Genomic DNA, 21,440 nt, shown 5'->3' with positions numbered 1-21,440 from the left:
AGCTTGCGGCAAGAATAATTTAACGCGATTTCCACGGCATAGTTCCCTTTAAAATCAGCCAAAATGAGAAGGAATCAACATCTGCAAAGGAGGATCACACGTATGACGATTTTACGCCACGTTATCCGTTTTGTGGTTGCTGCTGTCGTACTGATGTTCGTCGGGTTTCTCGTACCCGGTTTTTCGGTTAACAACTTCTGGACCGCTCTCATTGCGGCAGTAGTTATCGCACTGCTGGGATGGGTAGTTGAGGCATTCTTTGGTGATCGCATCTCTCCATACAATCGCGGGATTGTTGGTTTCCTTGTAAGCGCAGTCGTGATTTACCTGACCCAATTTGTCGTTACCGGCTTCTATGTGACCATCCTCGGGGCTCTGCTCGCTTCCCTCGTGATCGGAATCATCGACCTGTTTATTCCGATCAAGACACATATGGATTTGCGCAATGGCGACGCCGGAAACAGGCAAGAAACCTGAGTTCGTATAGTGCAAGAGCCAACCATCGGGTTGGCTCTGCTTTCGGTTTTATGAAGACGCCGTTTGTCTGTGGATCATTCCTGCCAGGTAGCCGGCTCCAAAGCCATTGTCAATATTGACGACAGCTACGCCGTTTGCACAGGAATTCAGCATGGACAGCAGGGCTGCCATACCTCCAAAATTCGCTCCGTAGCCGACGCTGGTGGGAACGGCAATGACCGGTTTGTCTACGAGTCCCGCCAGAACGCTTGCCAATGCTCCCTCCATGCCTGCGATGCAGACAATCACAGCCGCAGCGCGAATCTCATCCAGCCGCTGAAACAAACGGTGAATCCCCGCTACACCGACGTCTGCGATGACTCTGGCTTCACTGCCGAAGCAGCGCACCGTCCAAGCCGCTTCCTGCGCAACTGGCCAATCGGAGGTACCGGCAGCCACGATCGCTACATAGCCTTCGCGGACGGGCTTCAGCGGACTTTTTGTACTGATCAGCAGCCTGCCCTCTCTTTCGTACCGAACGTCCGGCCAATGCTTTTGCACCGCTTCCGCCTGCTCATCACTGACGCGTGTAGCCAGAACCAATTCCTGGTGCTCTCTCAATCGGGCAAATATTCCAACGAGTTGCTCTGCGCTTTTGCCTGCCGCGTATACGACCTCGGGAAAACCGGTTCGTTTCTTTCGATCAAGATCAAGGGTCGCATAATCCAGACGGCTGCTTCCTTGAACAAGCTCTAGCGCATGTTCGACATCAATCGTGCCTGCTTTCAGCTCTTGAAGAATTTTTCTCAAGTCATCCATGGGTCTGTTTCACTTCCGCTTGCAGTACGGCATTCATGCTGCCAGTCTTGTATCCGAACAAATCGAGGGTTACGTACTGAAACCCGATCGCCCGCAGCTCGCGGTCAATGCTTTCCCGATGCTCCAGCAAGCGCGGAAAATCGTCCGGACTGATCTCGATTCGTGCAATGGTCTCGTGGTGGCGCACCCTGACCTGATGAAAACCGAGGCTCATCAAGAAGCCCTCCGCCCGATCGATTTGATCGATTTTTTCCAGTGTAATCTGCGAACCGTACGGAACACGTGAAGACAGGCAAGCAAAAGACGGCTTGTTCCAAGTGGACAGCCCCATTTGCTTTGACAACTGCCGAAGCTCTTCCTTGTAAAGTCCGGCTTCCTGCAGCGGACTGCGCACGCCCCGTTGAACGGCTGCTACTCTCCCCGGGCGGTAATCGCCCAAGTCGTCCATGTTGGCGCCGTCACAAATAACGGCATTCCATTCATTTTTTTCAGCCAATTCCCCTAAATGCTCATACAATCCGTCCTTGCAGTAAAAGCAGCGGTTGACCGGATTTGCCACAAAATTGGGGTTTTCCATTTCGCGGATTTCAGTCGTGACAAATCTGGCTTTGAGCTGCTTTGCCAGCTGCTTGGCGGCCTCAAATTCGCGTGTCGGGAACGTTTCCGATGCTGCTGTGACGGCAATCGCGGACTCCCCCAATTCTTCAACGGCGCGGGCCAGCAAAAAGGTGCTGTCCACTCCGCCCGAAAAAGCGATCAGGACACTGCCCATCTCGCGAAGAATCTCTCCCAGCTTTTCGTTCTTTTGTTCCAGAGTCAGCTGACTTGCAGCCTCCACCAACGCTTCTTTGCTCATCAGTCGCGCTCCTCTCCGTTCGTGATTGTCAAGCTTGCGACAATAGGGAAAAGAGAGGCAAAAAGCCCCTCTTTCCAAACATCTATGATGGATCGTTCGCATCCTCCTGAAGCATCTTCAACAGCGCTTCGTACTCAGTACGCAACCGGAAGTATTCGTCTGCGATGTTTACTGCGGTAAGTACGGCAATTTTGGCCGTGTCCAGGCGATGGTTGCCTTTTCCGATTTCATTCATTTTATCGTCTACGAATCCGGCTACCATGCGCATATGGTTCACACTTGCCTTTCCACTGAGCCGATACTGCTGACCATATATATCTACTGTCAACCGATTCTTACCATCACCTTGCACGAAGGCTTCCTCCTCCAAAACAGCTCTGAGACTTCCGTACCATTGTATCTCAGATTAGGTTACTGAAAATGTCAGGTTTCGTCAAGTTCTCCTTACATCCGCAGCTCAGCACCCGTCTCTGTCCGCAACGCTTCGACGACGGCTTGCGTCACCTGCTGGACCTCTTCGTCCTGCAGTGTCCGGTCAGAGTGACGGAATACGAGGGAGAAGGCCATGCTCTTTTTGTCGGTTGCGATACGTTCACCTGTATACACATCAAACAGCGTCAGCGATTCCAGCAAGTCTCCGGCGGCTTTGCGGATGACGGACTCCAGCGCATGCGCGGGCAGATCGCGGTTGACAACCAGCGCCAGATCCCTCGTAATAGCAGGGTATTTCGGAAGCTGGTTGTAATGGCCCACAGGTGCAGCCGCCTTCGTCAGCTCTTCCACATCAAACTGGAAGACGTACGTTTCAGCCAGATCATGCGCTTTTTCCGTAGCAGGATGGACCTGCCCGAAGTATCCGAGACGGCGGTCAGCTACCCATGCCTCTGCCGTGCGGCCCGGATGCATCCCGGCCAGATTCGCTTGGGCGCGGTATTCCACGCCGGTGATACCAAGACTTGCGAACAGCGATTCCACCAAACCTTTCAGCAGGTAAAAATCAACCGCTTGCGTCTGTCCCATCCAGTTCGTCGGCAGCCATTGGCCAGTGAGTGCCCCGGCCAGGTAAAGGCGCTCTTCCGGAAGCTGTGTCAGCTTTTCCTCCGTGCTCAGGAACACGCGTCCCAGCTCAAAAATGGAGACATTGTGATTCTGTCTGTTCTTGTTGTAGGAGACGGTCTGCAACAGGCTTGGAATCAGGCTGATGCGAAGCACACTGTGCTCTTCGCTCATCGGCATCGCAAGCGGGATCGGCTTGGCAGCGATCTCATGCAGTCCGGCGACCTCTTCTGCCTTTTCCGGGTGGAGAAGCGCATATGAAATCGCTTCGTTCAAGCCTGCTCCGATCAAATGACGGCGGATCGTCCGGCGAATTTTTTGCTCATATGTCAACTGACCCTGTGTGGTCATCCCTTCTGGAAGGGTGGTCGGAATGTTGTCATACCCGTAAAGGCGGGCTACTTCCTCCACCAGATCCTCCGGCAGCGTGATATCCCCCCGTCTCGTCGGAACGGTAACGGCCCATTCTTCGCCGTTTTGTTCATAAGGGAACTGGAGGCGGTCAAAGATTGGCGTAACATCCGCTGCGGACAGAGCGGTTCCCAGATGCTGATTGATTTTGCTCAAGGTGACCGATACGACGGCCGCCTTCGGCTCGCGGACCGTCGCTGTAGCCTGGCCCTTGGAAACCGTAGCGCCGGAAAGCTGCTGGATGAGGTACGCTGCACGTTCTCCAGCCTCCTGCACGCGCGCTTGGTCGACGCCCTTTTCCCAGCGGACACAGCCCTCTGTCCGCATTCCCAGCTTGCGAGATGTACGGCGGACTGTCTGCGGCGTGAACCAGGCAGCCTCCAGGATAATTTCCTTGGTTTCCGGTGTAATTTCAGAGTTGGCTCCACCCATGACACCTGCGATAGCCAGTCCTTTTTCGCGATCGGCAATCAACAGCGTTTGACTATCCAGCTCGCGCTCCTGATCGTCCAGCGTTACCAGTTTTTCACCCTCTTCCGCGAGACGGACCACGATGGAGCGGTCTTTTACCATCGCCGCGTCAAATGCGTGCAACGGCTGTCCGTACTCCAGCATAACGTAGTTGGTGACGTCCACGACGTTGTTGATCGGACGGATACCTGCTGCCATCAAACGGTTTTTCATCCATTGCGGAGAGCTTTTGATCACGGCATTCGTAAAATGGCGTCCTACGTAACGATAGCACTCGTCCTCTGCTTCAATCTCCACTGTAACCGGATTGTCTTCGCCATTTTCGACGACTGCAATCTCCGGAAGAATCACTTCGCGGCCGAGAATGGCGGCCACCTCATAGGCGACACCGAGCATGCTCAGACAGTCGGAGCGGTTTGGCGTCAAGCCCAGCTCCAGCACGTAATCGTCCATGCCCAAATAGGAAACGGCGTCCATGCCTACTTCTGCATCCTCAGGCAGAACCATGATGCCTTCCTGCTGGTCTTTGGCAAGCAGCTTGTCATTGAGGCCCAATTCTTTCGCCGAGCAAATCATTCCCTGCGATTCTACGCCGCGCAGCTTGGAGCGCTTGATATGCAGGTCTCCAGGCAGCTTGGCTCCAATCAGAGCGACGGGAACCTTTTGTCCCTGAGCGACGTTGGGAGCTCCGCACACGATCTGCAGATCCTCTCCCTGCCCTGCATCCACGATGCATACATTCAACCGGTCAGCATCCGGATGCTTGCTCTTTTCCTTTACATAGCCGACTACAACTTGGGAAACTCCCGCATTGCACGGTTCGACCGCATCCACTTCGATTCCGCTGCGGGTCAATTTCTCCGCCAGCTCGTAAGGTGTGATGTCATGCAGATCGACGTATTCCGATAACCACTGATAAGATACCTTCATGACTCTTTCGACTCTCCTTTCTAGGACCGGTTAAATTGTTTCAAGAAACGTACGTCATTTGTATAGAAATGGCGAATGTCTTCGACGCCGTATTTCAGCATGGCGATCCGCTCAACACCCATCCCAAAGGCGAATCCGCTGACTTCCTGCGGATCATAGCCGGCCATCTCCAGAACACGCGGGTGCACCATGCCGGAGCCGAGAATTTCGATCCAGCCTGTTTGTTTGCAAACGCGGCAGCCTTCTCCACCGCACTTGAAGCATTGCAGGTCGACTTCCGCGCTCGGCTCGGTAAACGGGAAGAAGCTGGGACGCAGACGGACCTGCTGATTCGGTCCGAACATCTGACGGGCAAACGTGAGCAGCGTTCCTTTCAAATCGCTCATCCGGATTCCCTTGTCGACTACGAGCCCTTCAATTTGCGTGAATTGATGGGAGTGGGTCGCATCATCGTCATCGCGGCGGTACACTTTACCCGGGCAAATAATCTTGACGGGTGTTTTCCCCTCTTTTTTCAGCATCGTGCGAGCCTGTACAGGCGATGTATGAGTCCGCATCAAAATCTCTTCCGTCACGTAAAACGAGTCCTGCATGTCGCGAGCCGGGTGGTCCTTGGGCAGATTGAGCATCTCGAAGTTGAAGTGATCCAGCTCTACTTCCGGCCCCTCGGCAATGTCAAAGCCAAGGCCGATGAAAATGTCCTCGATCTCCTCGATGATGCGGGAGAGCGGATGCATTGTACCTGCCGGGATCGGGCGTCCCGGCAGAGTAACGTCCACCGACTGGGAGGCGAGCTTGGCTGCGAGCTGCGCCTCTTCCAGCGCTGCCTGTTTGCCGGCAAAGGCTTCCTCCAATGCACTGCGAACCTCATTGACCAATTGGCCTACGACAGGACGCTCTTCCGGGCTCAGGCTTCCCATTCCTCTCAGGAGCTCTGTCAGCTCCCCCTTTTTGCCAAGATACTTTACACGCAGCTCTTGTAGCTGCGCCCCATCCGCGACCTGGCTGATCTGGGCCAGGGCAGACTGTTTCATTTCCTGTAACCGCGTTTGCACGTCATATCGCTCCTTTACTGATTTTGGTAAAAAAAGAAAGACCCGCCCCAAAAAGGGACGAGTCATTACTCGCGGTACCACCCTTGTTAAACAGAGCCATACGGCTGCGGAGACACGATCCTGGTCCTCCAGCCCTCCATACGGCTTTGCTTCACTCGTTCATGATAACGGGTTGCCCCGGTTACCCCCTACTTTGTTCCTAAAATACTGTTCAGGGGCCAGCTCGAGAGTGAATTCGGCAGCTATAGTGTGGGATGCTTTCAGTCAACGGCATCTCCTCCCTGAAAAACTATAGGTCCTGCGTACTAGTCTCTGTCATCGCTTTGCGTTATAATGCAGTTGTAGGAAAATTATAGCGCAACCTAAGCTAACTTTCAATTATACAAATGTTGCATGATGATTCGGCCCGGCTCCTACGAAATACCCTCTTTGGGAAGGGGACTTCAGACATGATCGACCAGGTGTCCGCTCTCTATGACAAGAAAATAGCTTGCCTGCATTGCCAATCCACCTTTACATCAAAACGAGTCCGCAGCGGCTCTCTTTCCATGTTGAAGCGCGACAGTGATTTTTGTACATACTTCAAGGAGCAATCGCTGAACCCGATCCTCTATAGGGTCAATGTCTGCCCGTCCTGCGGTCTTGCCTTTAGCGACCAATTCAAGCAGCACCTGACTCCCTCGCAAAAAAAATTGGTGGGCGAGCTGATTTCCGCAAAATGGACGCCCAAGGAATTTGGGGGGATCCGCAGTCTGGAAGCAGCATTGGCCGCTTACAAACTGGCGATTTACGCAGCCGAGCTGACCGATCAGGTGCATTCCGTCAAAGCTGGCCTTTATTTGCGTCTGGCCTGGCTCTGCCGTTTCCAGGAAAACCAGGCGGAAGAAAAACGTTTCCTCCACATCGCCGCAAATGAATACGAGCAATCTTTCATCCATTCTGATTATACACAAGGCGAAAAAGAGATGTCGGAAGTTCGCGTCCTGTACCTGATCGGCGAATTAAAGCGACGCGTTGAGCAGTATGACGAAGCGATCCAGTATTTCTCGCGTACGCTGGAATACAGAAATCGCACGATTGAAACGGGCATACTCAGCATGGCCCAAGACCAATGGGCACAGGCTCGGGAAGATTACAAAGCAAAAAAGCAAAAGCAAGCGGCGAAGATCAGTTGACGGCCTGACCGATTCTCTTCCGTTGGGCCTCGTACACCAGTATGCCGGCTGCAACAGCCGCATTGAGCGATTCAGCCCGTCCGTACAAAGGAATGTGTACATAGCCGTCAGCAAGACGAGCCACCTGCTCGGAAACTCCCCGCCCTTCATTCCCGATCACGATTACCGCTTTTCCGCGATAATCAGCCTCGTCATAGGCGAGGCTGTTTTCTTTTAGCGAGGAGACGAGTACGTTGGCCCCCTGCTGTTGTAAAGTCTGAATTGCCTCGGGCAGGGAACGCAGAAAAACGGGCAGGCGGAACAGGGCTCCCATCGTAGCACGAACGACTTTTCCGTTGTACAGATCGACGCTACCCTCGCCCAGAACGACGCCATCCACCCCTGCGGCTTCGGCTGTGCGCAGAATCGTCCCGAGATTTCCCGGGTCCTGGATTTCATCGAGAACAAGCAGCAGGTAATCCCGCTCCGATGCTCTTTCTATCCATTCTGCCCAGTTTTCCGAATCTATTTTCACCTCAGCGACAATTCCCTGCGGAGATTTTGTCTCTGTCAACTTGCCAAGAACCGCAGAAGACACAGCGATCACCTGTACGTCTGTCCCCCGCTCGTCTAACGCCCGCAGGCAAGCCGGATCAATCCCTCGACTCTCATCGTAGAGAACGGTAACCACCTGTGCTCCGCTGTTTAGCGCCTCTTCTACGAGATGGGCGCCTTCCACCAGAAAACGGTTCTGCTCCTCGCGCCCTTTCCGGTTCAAGAGCTGGTGCAATCGCTTGACCAGTGGATTTTGTACGGACGAAATCACTTCATGACGCATTTAGTCTTGCTCCTCAAATGTTTTTAGATGCTTGTTGTTTCCGATCACGACGAGGACGTCGCCAAACTGGATCACCTCGTCCGGACTCGGGGCGATATTGAACTTGTCACCGCTTTTAATTGCGATGACGTTTACCTCATAGCGTGCCCGGATGTCCAGCTGGCGCAAGGTTTTCCCCACCATTTTCGAGGACACTACGACCTCCGCCACGCTGTAATCCTCAGCCAGCTCGATGAAATCAAGAACATTGGCCGAGATCAGATTGTGTGCGACTCGCACCCCCATATCACGCTCCGGGAAGACGACCCGATCCGCGCCTACCTTGTAGAGCACCTGTCCGTGCCTTTCATTTTGCGCTTTGGCGACGATCTTTTTGACGCCCATTTCCTTTAGAATCAGCACGGTCAAGATGCTGGCCTGAATATCGGCTCCGATCGAGACGACGACGACATCAAAATTGCGGATGCCAATCTCGCGAAGCGCTCTCTCGTCTGTAGAATCGGCTGCAACCGCATGGGTCACGTACTGAATATTTTCATTGATTCGCTCTTCATCCTCGTCGATCCCCATCACTTCGTATTCCATTTCATACAAGGTGCGGGCTACACTGGATCCAAACCTGCCCATGCCAATGATAGCGAACTGCTTGGACATTCCTTCCACTCCTTCTTCATTCCTGCCTGCTGTTGGGTTAAAAAGCCCATCCCATCATTGGCAGAAGACATCCTCGGATAGTTGAATACCAAGCATTATAACACAAGGATTTACCCTGCTACAAAAGCAGGTATGAGCTTACCTGGAAAGACGAATACTAGGGGGGCAACCCATATCGAAAAAGGGGGTGTCCGTCCGTCATGAACATCGCTTCTCTGAACCTTCGTCAGGCGATTATGTACAAAATGCAGGGCTCTGACGCAAATGCCGTCGAAGATACCATCAGTGACGCCATTTCCACCGGTCAGGAAAAAACGCTTCCGGGATTGGGCGTGTTGTTCGAAGTGCTGTGGCAAAACAGCGATGCCTCGAGCCGTCAGGAAATGGTGCAAACGATTGCCGAGCATCTGCCGAAACAGGCTGACCGTCCGATTTAATCGAGAAGAGAGGGAGGGACTTCGTGGTCTCTCCCTTTTCACTTAGTGCATTTCCATGCCAAGTCGCCGCAGCTTTATCGTGTATTTCACCTCAATCGGGAATTGCTTGAAGTCTTTGAACCAGTCATGCTTTCTCCAGTAATCCGCATAATGATGGCCGCGCATGGCGAGACCGAGTTTGAGGATGTCGCTGTTGTACTGCTTCTGCAGGATATCAAGCATTTTCCTGGCCCGTTTTTCCATTTCTTTTTTGATGAGTTTCTGCAGCATCACGATCACCTCTTCCGGCGACCCTTCAACGTTTTTGGTCATTTCGATAATGTCCCCCTGTATCTCGCATAAGTACGCAACGCCATGTCCGCTATGGTTATCCTGTCCCGTCGCATGCGATCCTTTCATTTCCAATTTCGTTCTGACGAAGTGAGGACGAAAGGAGATGTACCCTCCTCCCTTACCCGGGAGCGGTACGATGACATCTCCTCCCCTTTTCTCATCTCTCAGCTGCAAAAGTGCCCACGTATGGATATCATTGAGCGAGCCGACCATTTTTTGATCCCGAAAAACAGCTACCCCTTTCCATTTGACGTCATCCTTATAGGCCTGCACATAGTTTAGCATCGGCTGCAAGGTCTCATTGGACGTCTGAATCAAGTATTCGCCCATCGTTTGGTCAGGGATCGTGCCCATTTTCGTTCCATTTTCGATGAGATCCATTAAAAACACGACGGGAATCTGGATCAAGCCGGGTTTCATCTCCAGCAAATCGGCTGCTCTCCCTTGAACGACGACAGGCCACATCAGACGTCGTATTTGAGGGTCCCGCCGAAAGCTGTCAATGATGTCATCCATTCCTCTTCTGGCCACGTCTTCACTGATAGCGAGCACACGCGTATGCCCGAGGAAAATCCGCTGATTCAGACGCTGCTGAAGATTGTTGACGGCATCAATTACGGTTTTCCCGGTAACACTCATAATTTTTACCGCGTCCTTGTTTCCTCCCCCTCCCTGCCCGCTGCTGCCGGCAATTTTGATCGGAATCGGAATTTGTACAGTCAATTTATATAAGTTCTGCCTGCCCTCGACCAAGTCGATGCCAAGCGCGATAACGGATGTTCTCTCCTCCAGTTCGCGCCGATCCCAGCAGCCTGTCAAAAGCGTCATAAAGAGTAATAAACAGCATAGGGAAGCCCAGGCTTTACCCATGCGCATCACTTCCCTTTTCCCTTTTTCTTCCCCGGTCGCGATAGAGCATGATCAGCCAGTGGATCAAAGGTGAGACGACGCTGATCCAGACGGTTGTATATCCGATTAAAGAGGTCATCTTAAAGAGCTCCACGATGTTCTGCGGTCCAATCGCAACGAAAAAAAGGGGAAAGATCAAAACAATAGATGCAATCCGCTGGAAAAGCATTCCCTTCTTCAGAAGCTGGCGCAAGCCGTAGATTACTGCATAGTATCCATTAGCTACGGTTGTAAAAACAGCCGCTACCCAGACAGCGAGAAAAGCCGATTCCAGCCGTTCCAATATCAATCCGGGCACTTGCGTCGACTTGACGAGCTCCAAGGTCGGCCAGGTTACCCTTTGCAATTCCTCATGGCCAAAAACGACGATCCCCGCGAGGACGATCAATGTGTATACAAAAACAGAGATCCCGATACCGTAGAACCCTGCTTTGACTTTTCCCGTATTTTCGTGTGCAAAAGCGAAAAAGATCAGCATGATCTCGTAACCTTGAAATGAAAAATTGGTCTCAAACGCCCCCGTGATAATGGTCTCCCAAGGCACCCTGATCAGTGGGAGTATGTTGTTCCATTCCGCTTTTTGAAAGGACGCAAGCGCAATAAACAGAATCGGGAACAAAATGAGCGGAAACAGGATTTCATTGACCCGGGCAAGGGTATCGATCTCGTGCAAGCAGAGAATCACAGCCAACACGAACATCGAGACAATAATGACCTCCAGTGGCGTATCCATCAATACAGCTGTAACGACCACCTCACCAAAAATACGGGATGTTATGGCCGTGGTCACGAAGAGAGCAATGAGAAACATCATAATCCATGGCAGGCTGAGCCAAAACCCCAAACGGGATTGCTCATGTCCCCCCCACACAATCCGACTGTACTGGATAAATGTCAGTCCAGGGAAACGTCTGCTTAAAACCGCGATCAACCAAATCGCAAAAAACGTCAGAACCGACCCCAAAATCGGAGCCATCCAGCCCGCTTCAAACATCTTTTCAGTGGTTGTTCTCGGCAATGTCAGAACACCTACGCCAATCAGCGTGCTGGTAATGAGCGAAGTCATCTGCCACAGGGAAAACGTATTGTGCTGCGGATCTTTCCCAAGCTGGCTCATGACTTCTCTCCCCCCTTGCGGATCTCGTCCTGAGGATGGAACATGGTGGGGCGCCTTGTCAGCCACCTGAATGGCATGCGAATGACCATGTCCCTCATCGCGACCAAATTAATCGGGCTGATCGGTGTCAAGTAAGGCACGCCAAACGACTTCAGGGACGAAAGATGGATCAGGATAATGATGATAAACAGCATAATCCCGTACAAGCCAAACATCCCCGCCAATAGCATCAACGGGAATCGCAGCATCCGAATGGCGATAGCGGCACTATAGCTGGGGGTTGCAAAGGAACCGATCGTGGTCAGCGCGACGATGATGACCATGATCGGACTGACGAGGCCGGCCGAAACGGCGGCTTCACCGACGACAAGCGCTCCAACGATTCCGATGGTAGGTCCAATGGGGCCAGGCAGACGTACGCTTGCTTCCCGCAAAATCTCAATCGCCGTCTCCATAATTAATGCCTCCATCACAGACGGAAAAGGCACAGTTGAGCGTCCGGCAGCCATGGCTATAACAAGCCGGGAAGGGATCATTTCCGGATGAAACGAGCTGAACGCGATGTAAAGAGACGGCATAAGCAGCGCGATAATCATGCTGACTCCCCGAATCATCCTGATAAAGGTTGCGATATAAAAGCGTTCATAGTAATCTTCCGGGCTCTGATAGAACTGCGAGAAGACAGCCGGTGCGATTAGGGCAAACGGAGTGCCATCAACCAGAATCGCCACCTTTCCTTCCAGCAGGTTGGCGACCACCTTGTCCGGCCTTTCCGTGTTCTGTATCTGCGGGAAAGGAGACCAGCGGGTGTCCTGGATCAACTGCTCGATATAACCGCTCTCTAATATGGCGTCGATGTTGATGTTTTCAACCCTTCGGCAAATTTCCTGAACGATGGGCTGATGAGCGATCCCCTCGATATAAGTAACGTAAATATCCGTCTGTGTCCGTTGGCCTACTACAAAATGCTTGAGCCGCAGGTTGGGGTCTTTTAGCCGCGACCGGATTAGCGCTGAATTAACGCAAAGCGTCTCTGCAAAGCCGTCGCGCGGCCCACGTACGACAGACTCCGTTTTGGGCTCTTCCACCCCACGTCGATCCCATCCCCTGGTGTTGTTTAAAAACACCTTGTTCTGTCCATCCAGAACAAGCACGGCATTTCCAAATAGGATGTTGCGAATCGCCTGCCGCAGTCGGTCTGTAGATTCCAGCTCATTGACAGCCGGTTTTTCGTAGGTGACACTCGTGGAAGCCATAAACCGTATGATATACTCACTGACCACACCTCGGTCCACCATGCCATCTATGAATAGCAGAGCGGCCTCTGTGCCGTTTTTCACAGTAAACCTCCGTACCACCAAGTCATCGCTTTTGCCGAGCTGTTTCTCCAGCAGGGCGAGGTTTTCTTCCAGACTGGAGGAGAGGATCGTATCAGGGACGCTTTCCATGCTTTTGTTGGCATGTTGGGTAAGGGCAGCATTCCGCAAACTTGCTTTTCGCTTTTCCCACGCTTTCCAAAACTGGCTCAACGCTCTCCCCCCTGTACCGTCAGATGTGGTTAGTGTGCCCAAAAATGGATAGAACACTCTCCTTTTCATTCTGATGGAACAGGTAAAACGTCCGTTGAACAACAAAAAAAACCGCCTTTACGACAAGGCGGACCATTTCAGGATATAGCGAATCGCTAGAAAAAGCAGATACATCTGAATGATGAAAAAAACCGGAACAGGGATCGTAAAAGAGAGGTGCTTGGTCTTGTGGCGGAAAAAGAGCATACCCGCCCAGGTCCCTGCTGCCCCTCCCAATGCAGCGACGAGCAGGAGCCCGGATTCGGGTATGCGAAGCCTTCCCTGCTTGGCGCAGCGCTTGTCGTTTGCCGTCACCATGAAGGCGTACACATTGACAAGAATGATGCCCGCAAGCAGCCAGAGCAGCTGCTGGCTCCACCAGCCGTACCCGATCATGAGCCAGGTACACGCCAGCAGAGCATTGCGAACCCTTTTATACGTTTCCAAATGATGCTGGTTGTTCATCTTTATTCTCCTTTTGCCCGAAAAGCGCGATTGGCAACAATGAACCGGCGAATGAGAAGACCTGCAGCAAACAGAACCGCCAGCACCAGAAGGCCATATAAACCGTAGGAGCGGATTAATGTGATGATCCCTTCTACATTGCGTCCAAAAATGTATCCAATCGCATAAAACGCAGCCGTCCATAATAAGCCGATCGGGTACGACAAAATCGCATAGCGTCGGAAGGTCATTCCGCTCATTGCGACGATATACGGAACCACGTGCCGAACCACAGGAAACAAATAGCTGAAGCAAAGAGCCAGCGTGCCGTACTTCTCCAGCAAAGCAGTAGATCGCTGGACCGTATGCCTCATCTTTTCCGTTTTGGACAACCACTTCAGGATCGGTTTGCCAAAGAATTTTCCGAGCAGAAATCCGATCGTCAATCCCGAAGCTACTCCGATATAGCCTGCCAAAAAGGCGTAGACCGGGTCCAGCAGTTTAATTGAAGCCAGAAATCCCCCCGTGGCCACCACCAATTCGTCTGGAATGGGCAATCCGACGATCCCCAGCCAGAGCAAAAAGAAGATGGCAATATAGCCGTATTGCTCGATTATCGACATCAACAGGTTGATTTCCATGGCGCAAAAAATCCCCTATCCTCGCCGCTTGGCTCTGTTTCGTTTAGGCCGTCGGCGCTATTTCCAATTTCATATCCCTTTTACCTATACGGATGCACAGCCCCAAAAGTTACTTGTACTATTTTGCAATCTAAACAAGGCTTTTATCAATACAAATCATTTATTGAACAAGAAATGATCTACCGAATGGACAAAAGCTCGTCTTGCTTGACCACCGTATAGGAATTATCCTGACCTTCCTGATAGGGATAATACACAACCAATACATGCGAACCTTCTACAAGCTCACCAGATTCCTCCCATTTCCCAATGTCGAAGGAAACAAGAGCAGGCAGGGTGTGCTTGAAATACTCCTTCTCCGTTGCGGTATGTCGGGCGAAATCTTCGCGCAGCTGCTCGCGTTTTTCCGCGACGACCTGATAGAGCGCTTGCAGGTCCGATTTTTCCAGTACGTCATCCCACCAGAGCTTTCGCGGGCGATGCTTTTGATTCCGCAGGTAATCGTATTTCATCAGGCTGAGAATGTGCTGCATCTGCTCTGTCCCGCGATTCTCCAGAAACAGGCGCAAACGGAGAAACAAATCCTCCAACTGATGACCGATCCGGCTCCACCCTTTTTCTTCCCAAAAATCTCCAAACTCCTGAAAGAAATCAAAAGGTGTGGCAAAGGTGCGGGTCACAAGCCATTCCAGCGTGTTGTCCATACGATGCGCATTCCAGTACTTCTCCAGAATATCCTCTGCCCGCTTGATCCGCTGCATATCGCCAAAAGAGAGTACATTGTTCCCGAGAATTTCGTACGGTGCCTGGTCCATGTAAATATAGCCGTGATTGGCTGCCCGCGCTCTGACGCCAGTACCGCGCAGCATCTTCAGAAAACCGAGCTGAAGCTCTTCCGGCCGAAGCGCGAACACATCGTTGAACGTCTTGCGAAACGAATCGTAGTCCTCTTCGGGGAGTCCTGCAATCAAATCAAGATGCTGGTCAATTTTTTTGGAATTCTTGATTTTGGTAACGGTATTGGCCAGGCGATCAAAGCGTTGAATCCGCTGTACGAGGCGGTTTGTCTCGTCATTGGTCGACTGGACGCCGATTTCAAACCGGAAAATTCCCGGAGGCGCATTTTCAATCAGGAAGTCGAGAACGTCGGCACGCAGAATGTCGGCCGTGATCTCGAACTGAAACACGGTTCCATTGTGATTGTCAATCAGGAACTGAAAGATCTCCAATGCGTACTTCTTGTTGATGTTAAACGTCCGGTCGACGAATTTAATCGTTTTGACCCCGTGGGAAATAAGCCTCAATAAATCAGCCTTCACTCGCTCAAGGCCAAAATAGCGGACCCCGTCTTCAATGGAGGACAGGCAGTACTGGCACTTGAACGGACAGCCGCGCGACGCTTCGAAATAAACGACCCGATTGTTCAGCTCGTCCAGATCCTCTTCAAATGGGGAAGGGATGGAATCCAAGTTCTCAATTTGTGCACGCGGAGCGCTAAACCTGACGTGCTCTCCGTCGCGATAGGCGATGCCCGCGACGTCCTTTAAGCGAGGAGGCTCTCCTGTACGAAACGATTCATCATAGGCTTGCATCAATTCAAGAAACGTCTGCTCGCCTTCTCCCAGCACGATCACGTCGAATTCCGGATGCTGCTTGAGCCAGTGGTCGGCATCATAGCTCACTTCCGGACCTCCGACGATGACGGGCAGGTCGGGACGGATTTTCTTCAAGTTGGCGATCACGTCGATCGTCTCGCGTATATTCCAGATGTAACAGGAAAAAGCGGCAATATCCGGCTGCCGCTTGTAGATGTCACCGACGACATTCAGGGTTACATCGTTTATCGTGTATTCGGCCAATTCAATATCGGGAAATGTCGGCTTTGTATAGCTGCGCAAATAACGCAAGGCCAGTGAAGAGTGTATGAACTTGGCGTTAAGTGTAGACAATAAAATTTTCATCTGTACGTGTACTCCTCTTGGACAAATCTCCCCCTGTCTTTCGCACAGGGGACAGGCACTTTTTGCCTTCTGTAACAGTATCACAAGCCATGCCCGGCAGCAAATGCAGATACTGGTCCTACCCTTTTTTGGTCAGCTCCCGGATGACATGTCCAAGCTCCGGCACGATCAAACGATTCATCGCCAAGCGGACTGCTCCTGTAGAACCTGGCGTAGAAAAAATGGCCTTCCCCTGTTTGACGCCAGCGACCGCTCTGCTGAGAATGGCAGCCGAGCCGATATCCTCCGTGTAGCTCAACATGCGGAACAACTCGCCGAATCCTGGAATCTCCTTATCCAAAAGACCCGAAACGGCTTCAAATGTATTGTCCCGAGGAGAGATGCCTGTCCCGCCATTTAGCAAAATCGCTTGAACCGCCGGATCGGCCACTCCCTCTTCGATGGCTGCGATCACCTGTGCAGGCTCGTCCTTTACGATGCGATATTGCAAAGTAAGATGACCAGCCTCCCGCAACAGCTCCATCATCAGTTGGCCGCTCTTGTCCGTCTCTTCGGTCCTTGTATCTGAAACGGTAATCACCATGCAGCCCACTTGCTTCGGGGCATTTGCCTTATGCTCCTTCGTGCTCATATGATTTCATCCTCTCTGGAAACGGCATAGGAAAAACCGTCCCGCCCCTGTCTTTTATCTGAAGCCATGATACCATTTTCATGGCAGGCCTATCCAGTCACGTGCAATACCGTTCGATTACATGTTTCACTCCCTGCTCGATCGGGATTGTTTTATAATGAGGCGATAGAAGGTTGACATTGCTTTCATCGAGGTGGGTACTCACATGCCAAATCGCCCTTTCTTTTCCTTTCACTTTCACAAGCATTCCAAGACACCGCTTAACGTTCAACTGTTCGAACAGTTGCAAACAGCCATCTTGCGCGGCGCCTTTCTCCAGGGAGACCAGCTTATTTCGCTTCGCGAGATGAAGGCGATCACCGGCTGTTCTTTGGAAACGGTGAAAAAAGCGTACGATTTGCTGGTCCAACATGAATGGGTAGAAGCCCTGCACGGAAAGGGGTATTTCCTCACCGCAAAAGCCAGGGAAATGCGACGCAGCGACCGGCTCCCTCTCGCTGATATTCCGCTCTTCTCATTGGCTGATTCTACACCCCCGCCAGGCGACGACTTGCTGCGCCGACTGCGCTCTTCCTTTGCGGATAGCGTAAACGTGCTGACTGAACAGGCAGGGCAAAAGAAACTCCGAAGAATACAGGCTGCAGACGCCTATTGCGTACATTTGAACAGCCGGGGAATACCTGCCGCACCTGAGCGTCTGCTATTGTTTAACCGCAGTACAAGTGCATTTACCTTCGTTGTTCAGCAGCTTATGCAGAAAACAGATATCGTCTTTGTGGAAGAATACCATTACCCTGTATTTTCCGCTATGCTGAAACACTGCGGCATCACCGCAAAAGCGATCCCCCTGGACAGGGAAGGCATCGATATAGAAGCTTTGGAGGCCGCCACGAAAGCAGCTCCTCCCGGGTGGCTTTTGATCAATCCGCATCACCATTTTCCTACCGGGATCAGCTATTCCCGCAAGCGAAAAGAGTATTTGCTAGACTGGGCGGAAAGAAATCGCGTGACGCTTTTGGAAAACGACCATCACGGAGATTTGTGGTTTCGCAGACCAAGTCGCACGCTTTACCAGCTTGCAGTGGAAACAGGACGCTCAGTCCCCGTCTATACGCTTCATTCCTTTTCCAAAACGCTTGGGCGCGACCTTCAACTAGGGGCGCTCGTGCTTCCAAGCCAGCTTACGGAGGAGGAGCGTGAGCGTTTGCGGCAGCTCGTTTCCCTTACAGGTGCAGAGCCATCCTTGCTCATTTTGGAGGCGGCCGTTTCCCTCCTGAACGATCCGTGGTTTGCCGAAGTTTATCTGGCGGAAAGACGCTCTCTCTTTTTTGCCAGATGGCAATGCCTGCTTCAGGAACAGCCGCAAGCACTGCCGGCACATGCCCGCCTGCTGCCGATAAAAGGCGGACTCAATACGTGGATCGAGTGGGGGACGCCCAGTCCGCACGCTGCCGCACAGGAAGAACGGGTAATTGCTCACCTGCGCGAGGAGGGACTTGAACTTGCGGCAGGAAAGTCCTTTCGCCTTCCCGACGAACCAGAGGGACTCATCCGGCGGCCAGCCGTTCGCTTTCCGTTAGCTCCGCTGGACAAGCGCGAGCTGACGTATTGGCTGCAGCGCCTGGGAGCCATGCTCCTTCGTTAAAAATCCATCTTCACCGCTTGCACTTCGTCTATTATACTTACATTGGTTCCTGACATACTAAGCGAAAGCCTTTTGCCCAATCAAACGGAGAGAACCGAGGATGATCGCGAATGATACGGAAAATTGTAGAGAAGCTCCACCTTGATCCCCCGAAAACCCTTGTCCTTGGTTTTGCCCTTATCATTCTGCTTGGTGCCTTTCTGCTCACGCTGCCTGTCGCGACGATCGACGGGGCGGGACTTTCCTGGCTGGATGCCTTGTTTACCTCTACGTCCGCCACATGCGTAACAGGATTGGTCGTCGTGGATACAGGCACGACATTTACTTTGTTCGGGCAGCTCGTGATCTTGAGCTTGATCCAGGTCGGCGGGCTCGGCTTCATGACCATCGCCACTTTTTTTGCTCTGATCATGCGCAAGCGAATTTCTTTGCGCGAGCGCCTTCTCCTGCAGGAATCCTTAAACCAGGTTTCGATTGAAGGGATTGTGCGCCTGGCAAAGCTGATCATTATTTTTACAGCTATCACCGAGGTTATCGGCGGATTGCTGCTGGCCCTGCGCTTTTCTTTTGACATGCCGGTCGGCAGAGCCTTTTACTACGGCTTTTTTCATGCCATCTCCAATTTTAACAACGCCGGCTTCGACTTGATGGGCGACTTCTCCAGCCTGACACGCTATGTATCGGACCCTGTTGTGACGTTGGTCGTCTGCGCCATGATCATTCTGGGCGGGATCGGCTTCATCGTCGTCAGCGAAGTGTTTGAATACCGTCAGACAAAGCGATTGTCGCTCCATACAAAAGTTGTTTTGTACACGACTGCCTGTCTGATCCTGATCGGTACCGGACTGATTTTTATACTGGAATACAACAATCCGAAGACGCTTCAGCCGCTTTCGCCATTGGGGAAGGTGCTCGGCTCCCTGTATCAGTCCGTCACGGCACGTACGGCAGGCTCAAACACGTTGAGCATCGGAGATATGCGGCAGTCTTCCCTGTTTCTCATCATCCTGTTGATGTTTATCGGGGCCTCTCCAGGGTCTACGGGAGGCGGTATCAAGACGACGACCTTCGCTACCCTGATCGGAGCCGTCATCGCCCAGATCAAAGGGAAGGAAGATGTGATTTTTTTCCGCCAGAGATTGCTGCCCCATGTCATCTATAAATCGCTGACTGTAACCGTCATCGGGATGCTTGTCGTCATCGTCGTAACGATGATCCTCACCATTACCGAAGCGGGTGCCGAATTTTTGATGATCCTGTTCGAGGTGACCTCCGCATTTGCCACAACGGGGCTTTCGATGGGACTTACCCCGCTGCTGACCCCGATCGGCAAGATCCTGATCATCCTGACCATGTTTGCAGGCAGGCTAGGCCCCCTTACCATCGCCTTTGCACTAGCCCAGCGAAAGCAAAAGGAATACTACCGCTATCCAAAAGGAAAAATCATGATTGGATAGCGAATAAAACAGCCCCGTCACTTCAGCCCAGAGGCCGAATGGACGGGGTTGTCGTTTTTCGCGCCAATAAATAGCCGGCAAGCAACAGGGCAAGGCTCCACGCTCCACTCACATAGAGCGGATCGATACCGGTCACAGGCAGCAGCAGCCAGCTCCAGACCAGTGCGAAAATCGGCGCGCCCCAAATCGCGACTGCTCCATAGCGCTCATGTACCGGCGTCAACTGAAACAGGAAGAAAAGCACGGGGAAAAATACCGTGACCCCTCTGAGCGTCATCGCCAGGAAGGCCCAATGAAGAATGAGTGCATGCTCATCCAGACAGACAAATGCGTAAGCCATCAAAATTACAACGATGATCAACAATCGTGAGAGGGCCAGATTTTTTTTGTCTGAGCGAAAGCGGTCCGTATATTTCTGGATGACATCCCGATTGAGAATCGTTGCGATGCTGAGTGTCAATGCGGCGCCTGTCATCACCACAGAAAGCAGGATAACGGCATATGCCCCACCGGCCAGCCATATCGGGGAATGGAGCAGAAAGAACTGGGGAACGGCCTCGCGCGGTGAAAGCTGCGGATGCGTGTCATGCATATACATCCCGATCCATGCACTCACCAGACCGATCAAAATGATGACAACTCCCGCTGTCACGGCGCCTGTCCGGGCATCTGCGGCACTGCGGCTCGCGAAAATGGGCTGAAGATACGCCTGCGTAGAAAAAATGCCGACGATCATTGCTGCACCCTGCGCCCAGCCTATGCCTGCTTCCGGCACAGTCAGAGTGAAACGCCCTTCGCCCCACCAACGGATGTAGCTGTCTCCGCTCACTTGCCACCACAGCCAAGCGCCAGTCCCGACCAGCAGCAGTACAAGCATGGCTGTTTTTAACGTCCCGACGATGCTCGCTCCCATGAAACCGCCAGCCAGCACGTAAGCAAAAATTAAAAAGGACGGGATCAACGCCATAACAACCAACGGCCCTTTCCAGAAAACAGTGACGAACGGAAGGGCAGCCAGCAATTGTGCGATCACCTGGATAAACATGCCCAAGGATAAAAACAAGCTGGCTCCCAGTTGCGAGCGGCGACCGTATTGCCCTCCGACCAGCTCTGGCAGCGTCTCCACCCTCATCCGAATAAAGCGATTGGCAAACAGCCCAAGCAGCATGACCGCAACCCCGCCGCCCAGCGTAAACCAGATCGAAGCCAAGCCGTACTGAAAGGCAAGCTCTCCCGTTCCGACGATAGAGGTGCCGCCGACGAATCCACCTACCAGGGCTCCGGCAACCATCCCGGCTGACAAGGAGCCCCCTGCATTGCTAAAATCGCTGCTGCGCCGTACAGCTCGCTTCGCCACAACACCGGCAACGACTGTACACATCAAGACCGCAAGAAAACTGAGCAGAAATCCGATCGAGGACACGCTGTTCTCCCCTCTAATGCTGCTTTGTTGGGCCGCCACGGCAACACGTGGCGACATCTGTCAAAAGATTGAGTTAATGACTTTAGTATATTACAAGAATGAGTTCATTCACAATAAGGGTTTACCCTTCCAGTGATATGAGCCATAAAAAAGACCCTGCTTGCTGTCGGCACA

General features: G+C 52.4%; 20 protein-coding genes. 5 read left to right on the top strand and 15 right to left on the bottom strand.

Annotated features, from left to right (window positions below):
• Positions 1-102: 102 nt before the first annotated feature.
• Complete coding sequence (locus tag NST96_RS08710) at positions 103-477, top strand: phage holin family protein (RefSeq protein WP_003387784.1); 375 nt, start codon at positions 103-105, stop codon at positions 475-477.
• A 48-nt stretch (positions 478-525) separates the two neighbouring features.
• Here NST96_RS08710 and larB read toward each other — a convergent pair whose 3' ends face one another.
• The 5 genes from larB to pheS all read right to left on the bottom strand — a co-directional run bounded on the left by larB (position 526) and on the right by pheS (position 6,054).
• Positions 526-1,275, bottom strand: coding sequence for a nickel pincer cofactor biosynthesis protein LarB (gene larB, locus NST96_RS08705; RefSeq protein WP_003387785.1), 750 nt, complete (start codon positions 1,273-1,275; stop codon positions 526-528).
• Complete coding sequence (gene larE / locus NST96_RS08700) at positions 1,268-2,131, bottom strand: ATP-dependent sacrificial sulfur transferase LarE (protein ID WP_024984392.1); 864 nt, start codon at positions 2,129-2,131, stop codon at positions 1,268-1,270. The genes larB and larE overlap by 8 nt, the downstream gene beginning before the upstream one ends.
• An 82-nt stretch (positions 2,132-2,213) precedes the next feature.
• Entirely contained in the window at positions 2,214-2,483 is a 270-nt protein-coding gene (gene zapA, locus NST96_RS08695) for a cell division protein ZapA (RefSeq protein WP_003387787.1), read from the bottom strand.
• A 92-nt stretch (positions 2,484-2,575) separates the two neighbouring features.
• Complete coding sequence (pheT, locus tag NST96_RS08690) at positions 2,576-4,999, bottom strand: phenylalanine--tRNA ligase subunit beta (RefSeq protein ID WP_342406056.1); 2,424 nt, start codon at positions 4,997-4,999, stop codon at positions 2,576-2,578.
• 20 nt (positions 5,000-5,019) lie between these two features.
• On the bottom strand, positions 5,020-6,054 hold the full coding sequence (pheS, locus tag NST96_RS08685; protein WP_003387789.1) for a phenylalanine--tRNA ligase subunit alpha: 1,035 nt from the start codon (positions 6,052-6,054) through the stop codon (positions 5,020-5,022).
• A gap of 449 nt (positions 6,055-6,503) precedes the next feature.
• On the opposite strand from pheS, the gene NST96_RS08680 reads away from it, so the two are divergent.
• Positions 6,504-7,229: a DUF2225 domain-containing protein gene (locus NST96_RS08680; protein WP_342406054.1), complete on the top strand. Its 726-nt coding sequence runs from the start codon at positions 6,504-6,506 to the stop codon at positions 7,227-7,229.
• Here the strand turns inward: NST96_RS08680 and rlmB are convergent.
• Together rlmB and NST96_RS08670 are read right to left on the bottom strand one after the other, a co-directional pair.
• A complete protein-coding gene (gene rlmB / locus NST96_RS08675) occupies positions 7,222-8,046 on the bottom strand; it encodes a 23S rRNA (guanosine(2251)-2'-O)-methyltransferase RlmB (protein WP_003387792.1) in 825 nt (274 codons plus the stop codon). The two genes, NST96_RS08680 and rlmB, sit on opposite strands and share 8 nt — an antisense overlap.
• The gene (locus NST96_RS08670) at positions 8,047-8,700 is read right to left on the bottom strand and encodes a TrkA family potassium uptake protein (RefSeq protein ID WP_003387794.1); all 654 of its coding nucleotides are present in this window, start codon (positions 8,698-8,700) and stop codon (positions 8,047-8,049) included.
• A gap of 200 nt (positions 8,701-8,900) precedes the next feature.
• Here NST96_RS08670 and sspI point away from each other — a divergent pair, with 200 nt between their 5' ends.
• A complete protein-coding gene (sspI, locus tag NST96_RS08665; RefSeq protein ID WP_003387795.1) occupies positions 8,901-9,137 on the top strand; it encodes a small acid-soluble spore protein SspI in 237 nt (78 codons plus the stop codon).
• Between the two features lie 42 nt (positions 9,138-9,179).
• On the opposite strand, the gene NST96_RS08660 is transcribed toward sspI, so the two are convergent.
• The 7 genes from NST96_RS08660 to NST96_RS08630 form a co-directional block, all read right to left on the bottom strand.
• Complete coding sequence (locus NST96_RS08660; protein WP_340701212.1) at positions 9,180-10,340, bottom strand: Ger(x)C family spore germination protein; 1,161 nt, start codon at positions 10,338-10,340, stop codon at positions 9,180-9,182.
• Positions 10,333-11,496 carry an endospore germination permease gene (locus tag NST96_RS08655; RefSeq protein ID WP_003387797.1) on the bottom strand — a complete coding sequence of 388 codons (1,164 nt, stop codon included), beginning with the start codon at positions 11,494-11,496 and terminating at the stop codon, positions 10,333-10,335. The genes NST96_RS08660 and NST96_RS08655 overlap by 8 nt, the downstream gene beginning before the upstream one ends.
• Positions 11,493-13,025, bottom strand: a complete 1,533-nt coding sequence (locus tag NST96_RS08650) for a spore germination protein (RefSeq protein ID WP_251237563.1) — start codon at positions 13,023-13,025, stop codon at positions 11,493-11,495. Before NST96_RS08650 ends, NST96_RS08655 begins: the two co-directional genes overlap by 4 nt.
• 117 nt (positions 13,026-13,142) lie before the next feature.
• Entirely contained in the window at positions 13,143-13,529 is a 387-nt protein-coding gene (locus NST96_RS08645) for a DUF1294 domain-containing protein (RefSeq protein ID WP_024984397.1), read from the bottom strand.
• 2 nt (positions 13,530-13,531) lie between these two features.
• Positions 13,532-14,149 (bottom strand): DedA family protein, encoded by a 618-nt coding sequence (locus NST96_RS08640; RefSeq protein WP_003387800.1) that lies wholly within the window; start codon positions 14,147-14,149, stop codon positions 13,532-13,534.
• Between the two features lie 179 nt (positions 14,150-14,328).
• Entirely contained in the window at positions 14,329-16,110 is a 1,782-nt protein-coding gene (locus tag NST96_RS08635; protein ID WP_122958119.1) for a B12-binding domain-containing radical SAM protein, read from the bottom strand.
• 118 nt (positions 16,111-16,228) lie between these two features.
• Positions 16,229-16,741 carry a molybdenum cofactor biosynthesis protein B gene (locus NST96_RS08630; protein ID WP_340701210.1) on the bottom strand — a complete coding sequence of 171 codons (513 nt, stop codon included), beginning with the start codon at positions 16,739-16,741 and terminating at the stop codon, positions 16,229-16,231.
• A gap of 205 nt (positions 16,742-16,946) precedes the next feature.
• Between NST96_RS08630 and NST96_RS08625 the strand changes: the two genes are divergently transcribed.
• Together NST96_RS08625 and NST96_RS08620 are read left to right on the top strand one after the other, a co-directional pair.
• A complete protein-coding gene (locus NST96_RS08625) occupies positions 16,947-18,386 on the top strand; it encodes a PLP-dependent aminotransferase family protein (protein WP_340701209.1) in 1,440 nt (479 codons plus the stop codon).
• 110 nt (positions 18,387-18,496) lie between these two features.
• Entirely contained in the window at positions 18,497-19,843 is a 1,347-nt protein-coding gene (locus NST96_RS08620; protein WP_003387806.1) for a TrkH family potassium uptake protein, read from the top strand.
• A 22-nt stretch (positions 19,844-19,865) separates the two neighbouring features.
• Here the strand turns inward: NST96_RS08620 and NST96_RS08615 are convergent, their stop codons facing one another.
• Complete coding sequence (locus NST96_RS08615) at positions 19,866-21,266, bottom strand: hypothetical protein (protein WP_340701208.1); 1,401 nt, start codon at positions 21,264-21,266, stop codon at positions 19,866-19,868.
• Between the last annotated feature and the right edge of the window lie 174 nt (positions 21,267-21,440).

The organism is Brevibacillus sp. FSL K6-2834, from assembly GCF_038592925.1.
Lineage (GTDB): Bacteria > Bacillota > Bacilli > Brevibacillales > Brevibacillaceae > Brevibacillus > Brevibacillus borstelensis.
Note: the sequence above shows the minus strand (reverse complement) of the source record. Positions and strands in the feature narration are given on the sequence as shown.